Raw genomic sequence first — 17,003 nt, forward strand, 5'->3', positions numbered from 1 at the left:
CCTTTTAATGCTTAAGTGCCGCCACATTATCTAGCTGCAACGCTGGCAATTTACCCGCTGGCGTAAATGAAAACACTTGCCCATAAAAGGCTAACTCGGTTTCTAATCCCGCCGCTTTATGTTCTGGCGTGCGTCCATCACTTGCGTCATCGCCATAATCGATATAGGCCGTCGGCACACCTTTGGCTTTAAGGGCATCATAGATTTGCCGCGACTGCGCCGTTGGTACAATCTTGTTTCTCAAGCCTTGGAAAATCAGCAAAGGTTCATTCAAACCATCTAAGTGATTGAGTGGCGATAACTCGCGGTAGCGTTCCTTCTTCTCTGGATAGGGGCCGATAAGTTGGTCTAAATAACCCGACTCAAACTTATGGGTTCCCTTAGCGAGCTGCTCAAAATCGCTGATCCCCTCATAGCTCACACCGGCTTGAAACACATCATAAAACGCTAGCGAAGACATCACAGTTAAGCCACCGGCGCTGATGCCGCGAATAGCTAACTTATTGGCGTCTACCCAGCCTTTAGCCACTAAATACTTTGCGGCATTAACCGCATCCTCTACATCGCTTTCACCCCATTTGCCATAAAGGCTTTGGCGATAGGCGCGGCCAAAACCACTGCTGCCGCGAAAGTTTAAATCCAGCACCGCAAACCCGCGGCTGGTCCAAAACTGGATTTCACAGCGATAGGCCAGTGAAGCCCGCGCCGTCGGCCCGCCATGTAGCATCACGATAAGCGGCGGCCTTGTGTCGTGGGGCGCCACGTAATTAGGGTTCACAGGGCTGTAAAAATAACCATAGGCCTGCTGATTTTTACCGGTAGCGAAGGCAATATTTTTCGCCCGCGAGACATAGTTGGGATCAAGATTCGCGAGCGCTGGGGCGTACACAAGCTCAGTGCCACGCCCAACAACGCGATAAATACCTTTCTCTGGTGTTGCCTTAGCGCCAACAAAATAAACACCATCTTCGCCCTTTACCACCTGAGTGATCTCAGCAAAATCAACGGCAAGAGATTCGGTCAATCCGGAATCTAAGTGCATACGCAGCAATGCGGCTCGATTACCTTCAACGTAGCTCGCGATGAGAGTCGAAGCATTTTCAAAGGCATAATTATGGTTACCTAAACGCCAATCCGGCACCGCAAACTCGGCATTTTTACTCAAAACAGGCTCTAAGGTTTCCCTAGGGGTGACGCGGTAAATGTTCCACCAGTTACTGAGATCGGACACCACATATAATTTACCGTCTGGGCCAAATAACGGCTGAGTCACCGAAGAGTCCTCTGGCGTACTCACCTTGCGAATATTTTTTAATTGACCTTTGCGGTCAAGATCCCCAAGCCAGAGCACACTCTTATCCCAAGGCATATAGGGATGTTCCCAAGTAATCCACGCCAGTTGGGTGTTATCGGGTGAAATAGTCGGGGAAGAAATAAAATCATGACCCGTAACAAAGGTATCGCCTTCACCGGCAAAGTTAAGATTGATAGTCACCAGGCTCGCTTTCGGTTCGCCGCCCTGACGGTGATCTTCACGCACGCAAATAATCCGTGAGCCCTTAGGATATGCCACACAATCGGCATGACGGGTACCATTGGGAGTTAACGGCAATGGTGGCTGATTAGGCGCAAAACGGTAAAACAGCTGATCCTGCAATTTAGTGGCAAATAGGCTCTGACCTATGCCCAAAAACGCCGCACCGCCATACTCATGCACAGTAGATTTAACATTAAAATCAGGAGGAACCACTTCAGTGACCTTGCCAAGATCATCGAGACGCTTGATACCAACTTTGCCTTGGGCACGTCCGCTCGATTCTGCAAAATAAATCGCATTACCTACACTTTGTAGTTCAGCAATATCATCGGTTCGTTCAAAAACCTCAGCAGCAGACAAAGGTGATTGCCAGCTGCCATAGGGTGCAACTTTAATGTCGCCGCTTTCCTTGGCAGATTGATCTTTTGTATCCGTACGCTCACACCCGCCGAGTAGCAGTAACACTGCACTTAGCAAGAATGGAAAATAGCGTCCTAACCCCATTGTGTTCCCCAAGTTTGCAAACTAAAACAAACCGTAAATATGCAAATCCCCTTAAGGGCTTATTTTTTGACTTTTTTAACAAACCATTTCAGTACGCTAGCTTGTTGTACTTGCGTCAGACCAAAGTAAATACAAATCCAAGGTGATAACAGAAAAAACCACGGGATCACGGCGACCGAACGACCACTGAAGAGAAGAAAAAAGAAGCCTCCGTAAATCACTATGACTCCTAAGGCACCGACAATCAGCATCATCCGCTTGGTAATTTTTTCCAGCCAAAGGGCTTTATCCTGCCATGACATTCAGATAATCAACTCCAATACGATAATGTCAACTCTATTTGTAAAGTTATGTAAAAAAGTAGCGTGCGATTGTTGAAGGATAGCCAGTAAATGTCAACCTCCGAACAACTCTTACCCAAGCGAACAGACTAAAAAAAGAGACCTAACTTTAGCCAACAAAAAACCGAGCAAACGCTCGGTCTTGTTTAATATCAATAAGATACCATGTTACAGACGGATACCGCCATCCACTTCAAAGACACGACCATTTACATAATCGTTTTCGATGATAAAGCGTACGGTAGAGGCTATCTCCTCCGCTTGGCCTAAACGGCCAACGGGCACAAGCTTCTCTAAACGCTCTAAGGCTTCAGGTTTCATTGCCGCTGTCATTTCGGTGGCAATCACCCCGGGTGCTACCGCCGCGCTACGAATATTGTAACGCGCCAGTTCTTTTGCCCAGCCCACAGACATCGCCGCGACACCCGCTTTGGAGGCCGCGTAATTAGATTGGCCTACATTACCCGCTTTAGCTAGGCTAGAAATGTTCACAATCACCCCTGCTTGACCCGACTCGATCATCGCCGCAGCCGCCTCACGGCCACAGAGGAAAGTGCCAGTGAGGTTAACATTGATCACCGATTGGAATTGGTCGAATGACATACGGTCAGTCACTTTGCCGTCTTTGGCTTTGACTAACATACCATCACGCAGGATGCCGGCGTTATTCACTAATACGTTGATTTTGCCAAAATCTTCCAATATGTAAGCAAAGCCTGCGACCACATCTTCTTCGTCGGTAATATCTAACGCATAACCTTGGACTTCTGTGGATGAGCCTAAATCGGCACAGGCGCGTTCTAACTTTTCTTGATCCACATCGATAAGTGCCAACTTAGCACCCGCCTGCGCAAAATTGTGCGCCATCGCTAAGCCTAAACCACCCGCGCCGCCAGTGATGACGACAACCTTATCTTTTAAATCCATCTGGTTATCCCTTGTTTATCTATTTTTTAAGTGGTGAAAATTGTTCAAAAATACTGGAGAAGTCTCGGCGACCATTGCCTTGTCTTGCGTGATTCACATACAAGCTGCGCGCGAGTGAGCCCATGGGTGTACTCGAATTGCTCAATAATGCGGCTTCTTGGGAGAGGCCGAGATCTTTAACCATCAAATCTACCATAAAGCCGCCCTGATAGCCCTTAGAAGAAGGCACATTCTCCATCACGCCCGGACAAGGATTGTACTTCTCTAACGTCCAGTTACCGCCGCTGCTGACCTTCATAATGTCTGACAGCACTTTAGGGTCGAGACCATGGTCAATCCCCATTTGAAGCGCCTCGGAAGTACCTACCATCAGCACAGATAACAGCATGTTGTTGCAGATTTTAGCGACTTGACCCGCACCAGCGCCGCCCGCGTGGAAGATATTCTTGCCCATAGCGTTAAGTACAGGTTGCGCGCGTTCGAAGGCGATATCTGAGCCACCACAGATAAAGGTCAAGGTGCCTGCCGCCGCGCCCGCGGTACCACCCGATACTGGCGCATCGATAAACTCGATACCACTCTTAGCCGCTTCGGCCGCCACTAACTGGGCGCTTTGGGCATCGATAGTCGAGCAATCAATCAACAAAGTATCGCCAGCGACCACCTCGAGCAGGCCTTTATCTGTACCATTACCAAGATATAAACTTTTTACATGCTTACCCGCAGGCAGCATAGTGATCACCACATTGGCCCCCGCCGCTGCGCCGCATGCCGTGCTCGACACTAAGGCGCCTTGGTCGGCCAAGGCTTGCATGGCGGCAGGCACTAAGTCGAAGACACGTACCGTCATGCCCGCTTTTAATAAATTGGCCGCCATTGGGCCGCCCATATTACCTAAACCGATAAATGCTACTGTACTCATGCCATCACTCCTGTGTTCTGGTGTGTTTATTATTCCAGATAGTTTTTTATTCCAGATAAAAATGGCAGGCAAAGCACTCGCTTTACCTGCCATCGATTGGCTTAGCTTAATTGGCTTAAGGGATGTTCTTCTCCCCAAGGTGACGTCAAAATGTCCTCGATAACGCTGTTTGGCACAGATTGCACATCGGCAAATTGCCATTTGGGCTGTCTGTCTTTATCAATCAGCAGTGCCCGTACGCCTTCACAGAAATCGCCCTTAGCGCAGGTGTTAACACTGACGGTTAATTCCCATTTAAAACATTGTGCTAGGCTGAGTTTAGTACCGAGTTGCGTTTGAATATACGCCAAATGCCAACTAATAGGGCTGCCCGCGAGCATAGTCGCGCAGGCTTTATTTAACCATGCTTCATCGGTGCTTAAGGTCGACATACGGCTGACGATATCGGTTAAACTACCCGCCATCAGCCTATCGATAATCTCTTGGCTCTCGGCCAGTAAACTATCGCCTTTAGGAATATCAACTTGGTTCGACAGTTCGTTGATCATCGAGTCGAGTCGTTGATGGTTCAGCGCTGGCGTATCGCTCCAGTCGAGGGTCGCCATGGCATCGAACATCAGCTCTTTGTCGTCACGATTTAGATAATGATCGGCAAGGCCAACGTAACAGGCATCGGCGGCGTTCATTTGATAGGCCGTTAAGCCTAAAAACAGCCCCATTTTGCCCGGCATGCGGTTGAGGAAATAACTGCCGCCCACATCGGGATAAAGCCCGATGGTGACTTCGGGCATGGCGATACGAGAGGTTTCTGTCACCACTCGATGACTCGCGCCCGCCATCAGGCCGAGACCACCGCCCATCACTATACCATCACCCCATACCAGCACAGGTTTGCCAAAGGTATGTAGTAGATAATCGAGACGATATTCTTCTTCAAAGAATACTTTAGCGACCTCAGTCACCTGTCCCTTAGCGGCAACTGAGGCGTGATATAACGCCCGCACATCGCCACCCGCACAAAACGCCTTTTCTCCGCTGCCATCGAGTACCACACAGGCGATTAACGGATCTTTTTTCCACAAATTGAGCTGCACCGTCATGGCTCGAACCATATCGAGATCCAAGGCGTTGAGGGCTTTTTCAACATTGAGCGTCACCACCCCAACTAATTTACCTGAGGCGGTGGCTAAGGTTTGAAAAACCACATTTTGTGTGGTGGACGTGTGTGCAGCCTTATCTACTAAATTTGTCATTAGCGGTTCTTCCAATCAGCTTTACGTTTTTCCAAAAACGCGTTCACGCCTTCGGCCTGATCTTCAGTATCGAACAAACCGACAAACAGTTCACGCTCTATCGGTAAGGCTTGGCTACGCGGCATTTGGCGCCCAGCTTGGATTAATGTCTTACAGGCAGTGACGCTGCTTGGGCTCTGATTCGCCACTTTGGCGGCCAGTGCAATGGCCGCATTTAAGGCCTCACCCGTTTCAACCACTTCCTCGACTAAACGCAAATTCAGCGCTTGGGCGGCATTCACCCGCTCACCGCAGAGGATCATGCGTTTTGCCCAACCTTCGCCCACTAAAGCAGTGAGGTTTTGGGTACCGCCCGCACAGGGCAGCAGGCCAACGGTCGCTTCAGGCAATGCCATCACGGCTTGGGTTTCGGCGATACGAATATCACAGGCCAGCGCGACTTCTAAGCCGCCGCCCATGGCATAACCGTTAATGGCGGCAATCGACACGCCTCGGAACTGGCTTAAGGTTTCAAATGCTTCGCCAAAGTGTTTTGCCATGCTCGCCGCATTGCCCTTATCACCGTCGCTAAACAGTTTTAAATCGGCACCCGCGGAGAAAAACTTGTTGCCCTCGCCAGTTAACACCAGCGCGTAAATGTCCTTGTTAGCATTAAGCTCCAGCACTTTGGCCTTGAGCGCCTGCAAACTTTGGGCGGTCCAAGTATTGGCCGGCGGATTGTTCATGGTCAGAATGGCCGTGTGGCCTTCAATACGCTCAACTAAATAGTCCATCTGTTTCGGCTCCCTTATATTTCCAATCTGTTATCGCCAAATCCTACAGTCCAATTAGGGCAGCTTAAAGGATTTGTCCGGCATTTTCGTCGAGTAAACGACGGGCGATAATGAGGCGCATAATCTCGTTAGTGCCCTCTAAAATCTGGTGTACACGAACATCACGGAAGTGACGCTCTAACGGATACTCCCTGATATAACCATATCCGCCATGAATTTGCAGCGCCGCATCGCAAACTTGAAAGCCCACATCAGTAGCAAAGCGCTTCGCCATCGCACAATAGGCGGTCGCTTCTGGATCGCCACTGTCGAGTTTAAAGGCGGCCAGACGCACCATTTGACGCGCGGCCACTAATTCGGTCGCCATATCGGCTAGCTTAAATTGCAGCGCTTGGAAAGCAGCCAGCGGCTTACCAAATTGCTGACGTTCGTTCATATACTGGGTTGCACGCTCTAGGGCTGCCTGCGCCGTACCGACAGAGCAAGTAGCAATATTGATGCGGCCACCGTCTAAGCCTTTCATCGCAAAGGTAAAACCTTGGCCTTCTTCACCGAGTAGGTTTGCAACCGGCACGCGCACGTTATCAAAGGTGACTAAGCGCGTCGGCTGCGCGTTCCAGCCCATTTTATCTTCAGCTTTACCGTAGATAATGCCTTCACTGTCGGCAGGAATGGCAATCGCCGATATTCCTCTTGGCCCAGCTTGACCCGTGCGGCACATCACCACCAGCAATTCAGTTGCGCCCGCGCCCGATATAAACATTTTCGAGCCCGAAATCACATACTCATCACCATCACGTACCGCTTTGGTTTGCAGTGAAGCCGCATCCGAGCCCGCACCTGGCTCAGTTAAGCAGTAAGACGCCAGCATTTGGCCCGTGGTCAAAGGCTCTGACCAAGCTTGACGCAAAGTCTCTGTGCCCCAGGTGGTGACCATCCAAGTGGCCATATTGTGAATCGTCAGCATGGCCGTTGTGGCTGTACAGCCTTTCGATAGCTCTTCGAAAATAATCGAGGCATCTAAGCGCGACAAGCCCATGCCGCCTTCCGATTCGGGGGAATACAGGGAGCAGAAACCCAGCTCACCGGCTTTTTGGATCACATCCTTAGGGAAATGATGTTCTTCGTCCCATTTGGCGGCAAAGGGGGCGAGTTCATCCGCCGCGAACTGGCGAGCCAGATCGGCAAATTGGCGTTGGTCTTCGTTGAAATTAAAATCCATTTGGCTCTCCTATGACTCTTTGGCCATTTCTTTCGTCAATATCTTTTGTGTAATACACAGTGAATTTATCAGCAGGCTTATCATCAATGGACGCCAACTGCGCCACATGTAGACTGAATAACCTGCTGTTTCACAATGCGTTTAAACTGTTATTTAAACCGCTTAGCGCAAGTTAATGCTCATATTTGGGCCTGCGGCCACCGCAATGTCCGACTCGAACCAGCGAGAGGTAATGGTTTTAGTTTCAGTGTAGAAACGTACCGCTTGCTTACCGTAGGCGTGTTGGTCTCCGTAGAAACTGCCCTTCCAACCCGTGAATGAGAAGAATGGTAATGGCACTGGGATAGGCACGTTAATGCCGACTTGACCAACTTCAATTTCGTGTTGATATTTACGGGCGGCGGCGCCGCTTGCGGTAAAGATAGAGGTACCATTGCCGTATGGGCTGGCGTTAACGAGTTCGATGGCCTCTTCTAATGAATCGGACTCCATACAGCAGAGCACTGGGCCAAAGATTTCTTCTTTGTAGATGCTCATGTCGGTCGTGACCTTAGTGAACATGGTTGGCCCGACCCAGTTACCTGACTCATAGCCCGCCACAGTAAAGTCGCTGCCATCGAGTAAACACTCGGCGCCCTCTTGCTTACCTTGGGCGATAAGTTTGAGCACGCGCGCTTTGGCGGCTGGGCTGATCAGCGGGCCGTAACCGGCTTCTTTATCGTCCCATAAACCTGGGCGAACCTTCGCCAGCGCTTCTTTGAGCTCAGGGATCCACTCTTTAGCTGCGCCGACAAATACCGCGACCGAAATCGCCATACAGCGTTGACCCGCCGCGCCGACAGAAGCACCGACTAGGTTGTTGATCACTTGCTGTTTGTTTGCATCAGGCATGATCACACAGTGGTTTTTCGCCCCAGCAAAGGCTTGCACGCGTTTTAAGTTATCGGTACCAGTTTTGTAGATGTATTGACCTACAGCCACAGAGCCGACGAAGGAAATAGCCTTAACCGCAGGATCGGCCAACAGAATATCTACCGCCGTTTTATCACCATGGATCAGTTGCAATACGCCCTTTGGCGCGCCCGCTTCGACAAACAGCTCAACTAAACGCTGTGGCGTCATTGGGTCTTGCTCAGATGGCTTAAGGATGAAAGTGTTACCGCAGGCAATCGCCAGTGGGAACATCCACAAAGGGATCATCGCAGGGAAGTTAAACGGCGTGATACCCGCACACACACCCAGAGGCTGAGTGTAGCTGTAGGTATCGATAGAGCGTGCAACGTTTTCAACGGTTTCACCCATCAGTAATGAGGCAATGTTGCAGGCATGTTCTGCCACTTCAATTCCGCGCCAGACATCGCCCTTGGCATCTTCAAAGGTTTTACCGGTTTCATGGGCAAGGATGGTCGCTAACTCATCGTGATGTTCTTTAAGTAAGTGTTGGTAGCGCAACATGACACGGGCACGCTCAGACACAGGTACTTCTTTCCACGTTTTAAAGGCCGCCTTGGCACTGGCGATGGCCGCATGGACTTCATCGGCCGTGGCGCTATTAATAACGGCAATCGGCGCGTTATTCGCAGGATTGGTCACCACGATTTGTGATGTACCAGTGCCAGTGGTGAATTCGCCATCAATGTAATGCTTAACTTGTGTGGTCATGTTGCAATCCTTTCCTTGTTTAGGGTTGAGCTGGCGGTGCGATATTATGTTGATCCTCGATGGGATGTTTGCCCTTGCCAGCTCAGTCTTGGTCTTGTTGATTTAGCCTTGATTGATTTTGCGATTAAGCCTTTGATTAGACTTCGATAGCCATAGCCGTCGCTTCACCACCACCGATACAGAGTGAGGCTACGCCGCGCTTAAGCCCACGGGCCTTTAGTGCATGGATTAAGGTCACCAGTAAACGCGCGCCCGAACAACCGATAGGATGACCTAAGGCGCAGGCACCGCCATTCACGTTTACTTTTGCCATATCTAAACCTAATTCAGAAACGGCCAGCATAGTCACCATGGCAAAAGCTTCATTGATTTCGAACAGGTCAACCTCATCCTTAGACCAGCCGACATTGCTCAATAGTTTTGCCATCGCGCCAACAGGCGCAGTGGTAAAGAGTGCAGGCTCCTGCGCATGGGTTGTGTGGCCCTTGATGGTGGCCAGCACTGTTAAGCCTAACTGCTCGGCATTGGCGCGCGTGGTTAACATCAGCGCCGCTGCACCATCGGAAATCGAGCTTGAGTTTGCCGCCGTAATAGTGCCGTCTTTAGCAAAAGCGGGGCGCAGTGCGGGGATTTTTTCAGGACGGGCGTTACCTGGCTGCTCATCGGTATCGATGAGCACATCACCACGGCGATCGCTTACCGTGACGGGCACAATCTCCGCCTTGAAGGCGCCAGATTGAATGGCCGCGTTGGCTTTTTCGAGCGAGCTTAAAGCAAACGCATCCATCTGCTCGCGGGTTAAACCATATTCGTCGGCAGTTTTCTGGGCAAATGTGCCCATAGCACCACCAGTGTAGGCATCTTCTAAACCATCGAGGAACATATGGTCTAATACCTTGCCATGACCCATACGCATGCCAGCGCGCGCTTTATCTAGCAAGTAAGGGGCTTGGCTCATGCTTTCCATACCACCCGCAACCACCAACTTAGCACTGCCCGCTTTGAGTAAATCGTGGGCAAGCATCACGGTTTTCATCCCAGAGCCACAGACTTTGTTTACGGTCGTAGCGCCAACAGACAGCGGTAAACCTGCACCTAAGGTTGCCTGACGCGCAGGTGCTTGACCCAGACCCGCTGGCAATACGCAGCCCATTAACACTTCATCAACCTTATCACCCGCAACTTGGGTATCAGCTAACAGGGCTTTGATGGCGGTGGCCGCTAAGCTCGGAGACGTTACGCCAGACAAACTGCCTTGAAAGCCACCCATTGGGGTGCGTTTAGCGGCAACAATAACGATCTCTTGGTTAAATTGTTCAGTACTCATGGGGACTCCAAGCTAAATGTTCCTTGGCGGTAACACACGCCAGCGGCGGATAAATAGTAACAATGAAACCACTCTGACGTTTACGCGAACGTAAAGCAAGTATTCCTTGGTCTAATGTATCGATTTCATCCACGCCAGATTGTCAGTCAGAATTTACAGTCGAGAGGCCTTAACGGCATTTGAAATGGTAACAAGGAGGAAGTGACTCAATAAAAGCGCTTGCCTTGCAGCAGGAACAAAACCTTACCAGCAGATGATGAACAGCGCAAAGACAAATGAGGTTAACAGGCGAGCAAACAGTGGCTAAGCGAATGGTAAATTTATTAGTCAGTTCAAAAAATTCAAGCAAACAGAAACAGCATAGCGAGGTGATTCAACAGGCATTGAGCTTAAGAAACCGTCAATGCCTGACAAACTAAAACAACGTCCCTACTGCGATTCCCATGGCGTCATCGCCGTCATATCACTCAGGTCGTAAGGCGTTAATTGGTAAACGTAATAGTTAAGCCAATTACTCACCAACAAACTGCCATGGCTGTGCCAACGGGCAATGGCATCGGCCTTAGGATCATCGTTACGATAATAGTTTTGTGGCACATTTGGGTTTAATCCCTGCGCCAAATCCCGATGATATTCATCGTTTAAGGTAGATTTTTGATACTCAGGGTGACCCATGACAAACAGGTTGCGATTATTGCGACTGAGGACCAAATAGGCTCCGGCCTCCTCGGACTCTGCCAGCACTTGTAGTTCAGGATGTCGCTTAAGCTCTTCAATATCCATCTCGGCAAAGCGGGAATGCGGTGCAAAGAACTCATCATCAAATCCGCGTAGCAGCGGAAAATGCTGGCAGGTGCGGCGATGGACAAACACCCCTGAGCGCTTTTGCTCAAGAATTTTACGATTTAATCCATAGAGATGGTAAAGCCCAGCGTGAGCAGCCCAACAAAGGAAGAGCACCGAGGTAACATGCTGCTGTGACCAATCGATAATTTCACGGATATGGTCCCAATAAGTCACATCTTCAAAATCAATTTGCCCTAACGGCGCGCCAGTGATGATTAGGCCGTCGTAGTTTTTATGGCGCACATCCTCAAAATCACGGTAGAAGGTGTTCATATGATCAATTGAGGTATGCTTCGACTCTTTATCGTGAATACGCAGTAAATCCACATCCACCTGCAAAGGCGTGTTACCTAATAGGCGTAGAAGCTGGGTTTCTGTCTCGATTTTATTGGGCATCAGATTCAGGATCAACACCTTCATTGGCCTGATATCTTGATTGGCGGCCCGGGTTTCGGACATTACGAAAATATTTTCAGATTCTAAAATCCCTGCTGCTGGCAGATGATCTGGAATTTTAACTGGCATACCGCGCCTCTTCTGTTCAAACAATCAAGGGTTCCGGCGCGCGTATGCCACTCAGCAAAGAGCAAACAAATTAGCGGCCGACTTTCTCAAGCAGTATCGTCATAGGCTCAGTCGAATTGAGATCGACATGATAGGCTTGAGTATTAATAAACAATAACTTATCACCGAGCATTATCCTTGCACCTATGGCATAGGTATGCCCTGCTTCAAACTGATCGCGCCCTATAGTAAAACTAAATTGCGTAGGGGTTTTAGCGCCTTGACTCTCACGCTCTGCCATCACCACAGCAGGTACATCCATCTTAGAGACATCAAGCAACTGCACAATCAACTTGGCTTCGGCAGGCAGTGCGATACGTTCGCGATACATGGCCTCACCTTGAATCTCAACAACCGCATTTGGTGTGGCACAACCTGTCATCATCGTCGTCACAGTGAGTAATACCATTGCCGCCCATTTTTGCCATGCAGATGTCAGTCCGCTAATCCTTAACCCATGTGTCATTTCATTTCTCCTAATCATACATAAAGACTTCTGGATGTCTATACGCCCAAGCTATAAATCTTGTCATGCTGGGCATATCTTCCTATGATAAGCTACCATTTCGTTGCCGAAAAATTTATGACCCAAGCAACTGCGATAATTGTGGGCGCTAGCTCACATTTAAGCCGCGAACTTGCCAAACAATTGGCCGATCAGCAGGTTGAATTAGCCCTTTTTGCCCAAGATGTCGAATCACTCCGCGAATTTGCCTCGACCCTGCCCACTAAAGTTCAGGTCTTTTCACTGCAAATTGAACAGCCAAGCGTCATCATCAAGCAACTCGAAAGCGTCTGGCACGACTTAGGCGGCGCCCACTTAGTCTTAGTGAATACCGGACTCAATAGCTACGATCCTGAGCTGCCATGGCTACCTGAGCAGGACATTATCGATGTCAATGTGCGGGGCTTTGCCGCTATCTGCAATACCGCATTTAGATTATTTCGCGAGCAGGGTTATGGCCAGCTTGCCGCCATCAACTCGATTGCTGGTCTGCGCGGCGGCCCAAGTGTGGCTTACCATGCCTCTAAAGCCTTTGCGCAAAACTATTTAGAAGGCTTAAGCATGCATGCCCAGCGGCTTAAATTACCCATTACTATTACCGATATTCAACTTGGTTTACTGGATAAGGCCGCCATGCAGCAAAGCACGCTATGGCTTGCCCCGCTCCCGCAAGTGGCGGCGCAGATCATTAAGGCCATGCAGCAGGGTAAACGTCGAGTCTATGTGACTAAGCGTTGGCGCTTAGTCGCTTGGCTGACTAAATTACTGCCTGAGTTTATCTATAATACACGCCACTGGAAGCCGAAAAAGGCTAAAAAGTAGTGTTGTTCCGTGTTTAGCTTTATTACACTGCGAAAACAAAAAAGGAGCCGCTGGCTCCTTTTTTGTTACTTTAAAATCAGATGATTAGAAAGTGTAACCCACGCTGACCATATAAACCCATGGGTTAATATCGGTATCGATAACCACTGTATCACCCGCTAACTTAAACTTCACATCGGTACTAATTTGCGCATACCACACAGAGGCGTTAACTAACCAGTTTTTATTGACTTGATAATCGATACCCGCTTGCGCCGCTAGGCCCCAGGAGGTGCTCATGCTTAAGTCAGTTAAGGCACCATTTAAATCGTTGGTGAATTCGTTGTCAAAAAAGTTAGTGTAGTTCACACCCACGCCCACATATGGACGTAATGCAGATTGGGCATTACCGAAATAATACTGCGCTACTAAAGTTGGAGGTAAGTGTTTCGTTTCTGCAATTTTGCCTACACCAGCTAACGATACGTCATGACTAAAAGGCGTCGCTGCTAATAACTCTACACCGAAGTTATCGGTCAACATGTAGCCAAAGTTCAAGCCCAGTTGAGTGTTATTGCTGATTTGAAACTCACCAAACGTAGCAACTGGATCACTAGATTCACTTGGCGCGACAACCACAGCACCGGCACGAACAATGATATCGCCCGCTTGATGGGCAGAAACAGAAGCAGAGAAACCAGCGGCTAACAGGGTGGCAGCGATCAGTGTAGAAACAGTAGTTTTATTCATCATCATACTCCATATGTACAACATAGGTTTTTGTTTTACATTACATCCTTAACAATTGACGCTTACACTGCCAGATAAAATTATTCACCTTATTGATCTAAATCAAGATTAAGCGGTGATACTTATTTCGAGGTATAAACCATGAGATACAAGTCACGTTATCTAAACATTTATTGACAATACCGGTTCATTTTTTGTGACCAACCGCATTAATTAGCCATCACTAATCACCTCCAGAAGAGGTAATAGGAGAAAAATTACCAATTTCGCCATTTACATTTAATCAACATAGATTGAAATTAAAATCCGATGAAATTCGACGATATTCAGTAGAAAAAACGCGAAAGAATCCAAAAGCAGACAAAGACAGGAATTAAGAATCGACCTAGAAGGTGCTTATTTCGGTTTACACTCACTCATCTGCGAATAAAAGAATAAGCCTCTAAACTCATCTTAACCAAATGGCTCAATAGGCTATAGCTAGTCGCGGATATTGTTTACGCCAAGACTTTGCGGCTAACCGTTGCTGAAATAACGCTAAGGGACGCCGAGGATTGGGCGTTAGTTGTAAGGCAAATAATGAGGTTAAGCCAAAGGGGGCGATGATGTGTAAGCCTTCAATGGCTGGAGCAGAAGACTTAAGTGTCTGTTCAAGCGACACACCGACAGCAGTTTCGATTTCGGGCCAATAACACATTGCATCCTGTGTCGATTGATAGGGATTGTCGAGATGCTTAAGGTGCATTCGCGCCTGATTTTTTACTGACCAAGGTAAGTCTGGCGCCAGTGTTTGTAGGTAAGCTTCTATCGCCCTATCTCGCTCAGGAAGAGTATCCAAGGGACAATAGTAAATCAGATCGATATCGTTTAACGGACGCGGCTTAATATCGTGTAATTTGTCCCACACCAGATTGCGGACAAACCCCGCCGCCAAGCACCACTGCGGAATATCATACACTTGGGCACATTGCTGCGCTAATTCAAGTGCCCTTAACCGCTGTTTATCTTGGCTTAGCCATGCGCATAACAATGCATTTAATTCGGCTTCAGTCATGGCCAATATCCGCTTTAATAAGTTAGAAACACAGAAGTGACATCGACTCACGCCACTTCATCATCGATTTCATCGCACTTAATGAGCAGTTAATGATAGGTTAAACCGCATCGGCCTGGTGCTCGGGCGCCGCATCCGCAAAGGTAGGCAATAAATTACATTCAGCCCATACTCGCATAATATTGGGGTACGGCGTTAAATCCACATTAAAACGCTGCGCGTTGTACACCTGCGGCACTAAACACAAATCTGCGATAGTCACCTTATCCCCAAAGCAATATCGGCCACTATGGCGCGCCAGTTGGGTCTCAAGCGCCGCAAATCCCGTTGCCACCCAATGGTGATACCAAGCGGTTTTAGCTTCTTCGTCAACGTTCAGCTTCTGAGTTAAATACTGCAATACCCGCAGGTTATTGAGTGGATGAATTTCACAGGCGATGGTTAATGCCATGGCGCGAACATGGGCACGCTCAAGGGCTGATGCGGGTAATAGCGGTGTCTTTGGATAGAGTTCATCTAGATACTCAATAATGGCTAAAGATTGGGATAACGCATCCCCATCCTGCTCATCATCCACCACCAAAGTGGGGACTAGCTCCTGCGGGTTTAGCGCGATATAGTCCGCCTTGTGCTGCTCACCACCATCACGCACTAAATGCACCGATAACTGCTCGGCGCTCACACCTTTAAGATTGAGGGCAATACGCACACGATAGGCGGCGCTAGAGCGCCAATAACCGTATAGTTTCATCTCACGCTGTCCTTTTGTCATGCTGAAAAAACGGGGCTAAATAGCCCCGTCGATATTATCTATCACTTTTCAAATAAAAAAGCCTTACGCCTTGTACTCAACCACTTTTTGATCGATAGCGCCAAAAATAGAGGCGCCATTATCATCGAGCATTTCGATGCGTACTGTGTCGCCAAAACGCATAAACGGTGTGCTAGCTTTGCCGTTGCTAATCACTTCAAGCATACGTTTCTCGGCCAAACAGCTTGAGCCAGCACTGCGGTCATAGTTAGAAATCGTACCAGACCCGATAATGGCGCCCGCACCCAATGGACGGGTTTTGGCAACATGGCTAATTAACTGGCTGAAGTTAAAGGTCATATCGACACCCGCATTCGGGCGGCCAAATAACTCACCGTTTAGGTATGTGATAAGCGGTAGGTGCACCTTTGAATCTTCCCAACGTGCGCCTAATTCATCTGGCGTAATGGCTACCGGCGAGAAGCTGCTCGAAGGTTTAGATTGGAAGAAACCAAAACCTTTGGCGAGTTCGGCCGGGATCAAATTACGCAGTGACACATCATTGACTAACATCAGCAGTTTGATGTGTTTCGCTGCATTTTCAGCACTCACGCCCATCGGCACATCATCAGTGATCACAGCGATTTCCGATTCGAAATCGATGCCCCAGTCTTCGCTCGCCAGCGGGATATCCGCCTTGGGCGCGATAAAGCTGTCAGAGCCGCCTTGGTAAAACAGCGGATCAGTCCAGAAGGTTTCTGGCATTTCTGCGCCGCGCGCCTTACGAACTAATTCCACATGGTTAACGTAGGCACTACCATCGGCCCACTGATACGCGCGTGGTAAGGGTGATAAACATTTGGCTTCATCGAAGGCTTGCGCGTTCGGTAATTTGCCTTCGTTGAGCGCATCATACAATTCTTGTAATTGCGGTTTGAGTAATTCCCAACCATCGAGTAATTGTTGCATCGTATGGGCAATCGCTGGCACAGCCACCGTTTGAGTAAGATCGCGGCTCACTAACATTAACTGACCATCGCGGCGACCATTGTTATAACTGGCAAGTTTCATATCTGCTCCTGTGCTTCTACGGCTCGGCGTACTGCGCTTTTTATCTCGTTATAGTTAACCGACAATATCAGCTAACGCGAATTTTTTGCTGACGAGAACATAGGTAAATAAAAACCTATATTGACTCTGTATTAGGGTTTGCTGCGCGTAGAAATACCCGAAGCGACGACGGATTCCTATAGCGTGAGCAAAA

General features: G+C 48.8%; 16 protein-coding genes. 1 reads left to right on the top strand and 15 read right to left on the bottom strand.

Translation table 11 applies throughout. From position 1 onward, the window contains the following. Window positions 1-4: 4 nt before the first annotated feature. The 11 genes from JM642_RS13130 to JM642_RS13180 all read right to left on the bottom strand — a co-directional run bounded on the left by JM642_RS13130 (window position 5) and on the right by JM642_RS13180 (window position 12,344). Window positions 5-2,041, bottom strand: coding sequence for a prolyl oligopeptidase family serine peptidase (locus tag JM642_RS13130; RefSeq protein ID WP_203431941.1), 2,037 nt, complete (start codon window positions 2,039-2,041; stop codon window positions 5-7). A gap of 59 nt (window positions 2,042-2,100) precedes the next feature. Continuing rightward, entirely contained in the window at window positions 2,101-2,343 is a 243-nt protein-coding gene (locus JM642_RS13135; RefSeq protein ID WP_037416867.1) for a hypothetical protein, read from the bottom strand. Between the two features lie 207 nt (window positions 2,344-2,550). Then, window positions 2,551-3,309 (bottom strand): SDR family oxidoreductase, encoded by a 759-nt coding sequence (locus JM642_RS13140; RefSeq protein WP_055647775.1) that lies wholly within the window; start codon window positions 3,307-3,309, stop codon window positions 2,551-2,553. 19 nt (window positions 3,310-3,328) lie between these two features. Further along, a complete protein-coding gene (gene mmsB / locus JM642_RS13145) occupies window positions 3,329-4,231 on the bottom strand; it encodes a 3-hydroxyisobutyrate dehydrogenase (protein WP_169546580.1) in 903 nt (300 codons plus the stop codon). A 101-nt stretch (window positions 4,232-4,332) separates the two neighbouring features. Next, window positions 4,333-5,484, bottom strand: a complete 1,152-nt coding sequence (locus JM642_RS13150) for an enoyl-CoA hydratase/isomerase family protein (protein WP_037416857.1) — start codon at window positions 5,482-5,484, stop codon at window positions 4,333-4,335. Further along, window positions 5,484-6,257: an enoyl-CoA hydratase gene (locus JM642_RS13155; RefSeq protein WP_037416854.1), complete on the bottom strand. Its 774-nt coding sequence runs from the start codon at window positions 6,255-6,257 to the stop codon at window positions 5,484-5,486. Before JM642_RS13155 ends, JM642_RS13150 begins: the two co-directional genes overlap by 1 nt. A 64-nt stretch (window positions 6,258-6,321) precedes the next feature. Then, a complete protein-coding gene (locus JM642_RS13160; RefSeq protein ID WP_144344949.1) occupies window positions 6,322-7,479 on the bottom strand; it encodes an acyl-CoA dehydrogenase family protein in 1,158 nt (385 codons plus the stop codon). Window positions 7,480-7,641: 162 nt separating this feature from the next. Further along, window positions 7,642-9,141: a CoA-acylating methylmalonate-semialdehyde dehydrogenase gene (locus JM642_RS13165; RefSeq protein WP_203431942.1), complete on the bottom strand. Its 1,500-nt coding sequence runs from the start codon at window positions 9,139-9,141 to the stop codon at window positions 7,642-7,644. A gap of 136 nt (window positions 9,142-9,277) precedes the next feature. After that, complete coding sequence (locus JM642_RS13170; protein WP_203431943.1) at window positions 9,278-10,468, bottom strand: acetyl-CoA C-acyltransferase; 1,191 nt, start codon at window positions 10,466-10,468, stop codon at window positions 9,278-9,280. A gap of 429 nt (window positions 10,469-10,897) precedes the next feature. Beyond that, a complete protein-coding gene (metA, locus tag JM642_RS13175; RefSeq protein ID WP_037416842.1) occupies window positions 10,898-11,839 on the bottom strand; it encodes a homoserine O-succinyltransferase in 942 nt (313 codons plus the stop codon). A 70-nt stretch (window positions 11,840-11,909) separates the two neighbouring features. Then, a complete protein-coding gene (locus JM642_RS13180) occupies window positions 11,910-12,344 on the bottom strand; it encodes a YbaY family lipoprotein (protein ID WP_203431944.1) in 435 nt (144 codons plus the stop codon). Window positions 12,345-12,461: 117 nt separating this feature from the next. On the opposite strand from JM642_RS13180, the gene JM642_RS13185 reads away from it, so the two are divergent. Next, window positions 12,462-13,205, top strand: coding sequence for an SDR family NAD(P)-dependent oxidoreductase (locus JM642_RS13185; protein WP_203431945.1), 744 nt, complete (start codon window positions 12,462-12,464; stop codon window positions 13,203-13,205). 84 nt (window positions 13,206-13,289) lie between these two features. Here JM642_RS13185 and ompW read toward each other — a convergent pair whose 3' ends face one another. From ompW to JM642_RS13205, 4 genes are all read right to left on the bottom strand, one after another. Beyond that, window positions 13,290-13,937, bottom strand: coding sequence for an outer membrane protein OmpW (ompW, locus tag JM642_RS13190; protein WP_203431946.1), 648 nt, complete (start codon window positions 13,935-13,937; stop codon window positions 13,290-13,292). A gap of 463 nt (window positions 13,938-14,400) precedes the next feature. Continuing rightward, window positions 14,401-14,988 (bottom strand): nucleotidyltransferase family protein, encoded by a 588-nt coding sequence (locus JM642_RS13195; RefSeq protein ID WP_144344943.1) that lies wholly within the window; start codon window positions 14,986-14,988, stop codon window positions 14,401-14,403. A 100-nt stretch (window positions 14,989-15,088) separates the two neighbouring features. Beyond that, window positions 15,089-15,739 carry a maleylacetoacetate isomerase gene (maiA, locus tag JM642_RS13200; RefSeq protein ID WP_203431947.1) on the bottom strand — a complete coding sequence of 217 codons (651 nt, stop codon included), beginning with the start codon at window positions 15,737-15,739 and terminating at the stop codon, window positions 15,089-15,091. 84 nt (window positions 15,740-15,823) lie between these two features. Next, window positions 15,824-16,810 carry a fumarylacetoacetate hydrolase family protein gene (locus tag JM642_RS13205; RefSeq protein WP_203431948.1) on the bottom strand — a complete coding sequence of 329 codons (987 nt, stop codon included), beginning with the start codon at window positions 16,808-16,810 and terminating at the stop codon, window positions 15,824-15,826. Window positions 16,811-17,003 lie beyond the last annotated feature (193 nt).

Source organism: Shewanella sp. LZH-2, assembly GCF_016859145.1.
Lineage (GTDB): Bacteria > Pseudomonadota > Gammaproteobacteria > Enterobacterales > Shewanellaceae > Shewanella > Shewanella xiamenensis.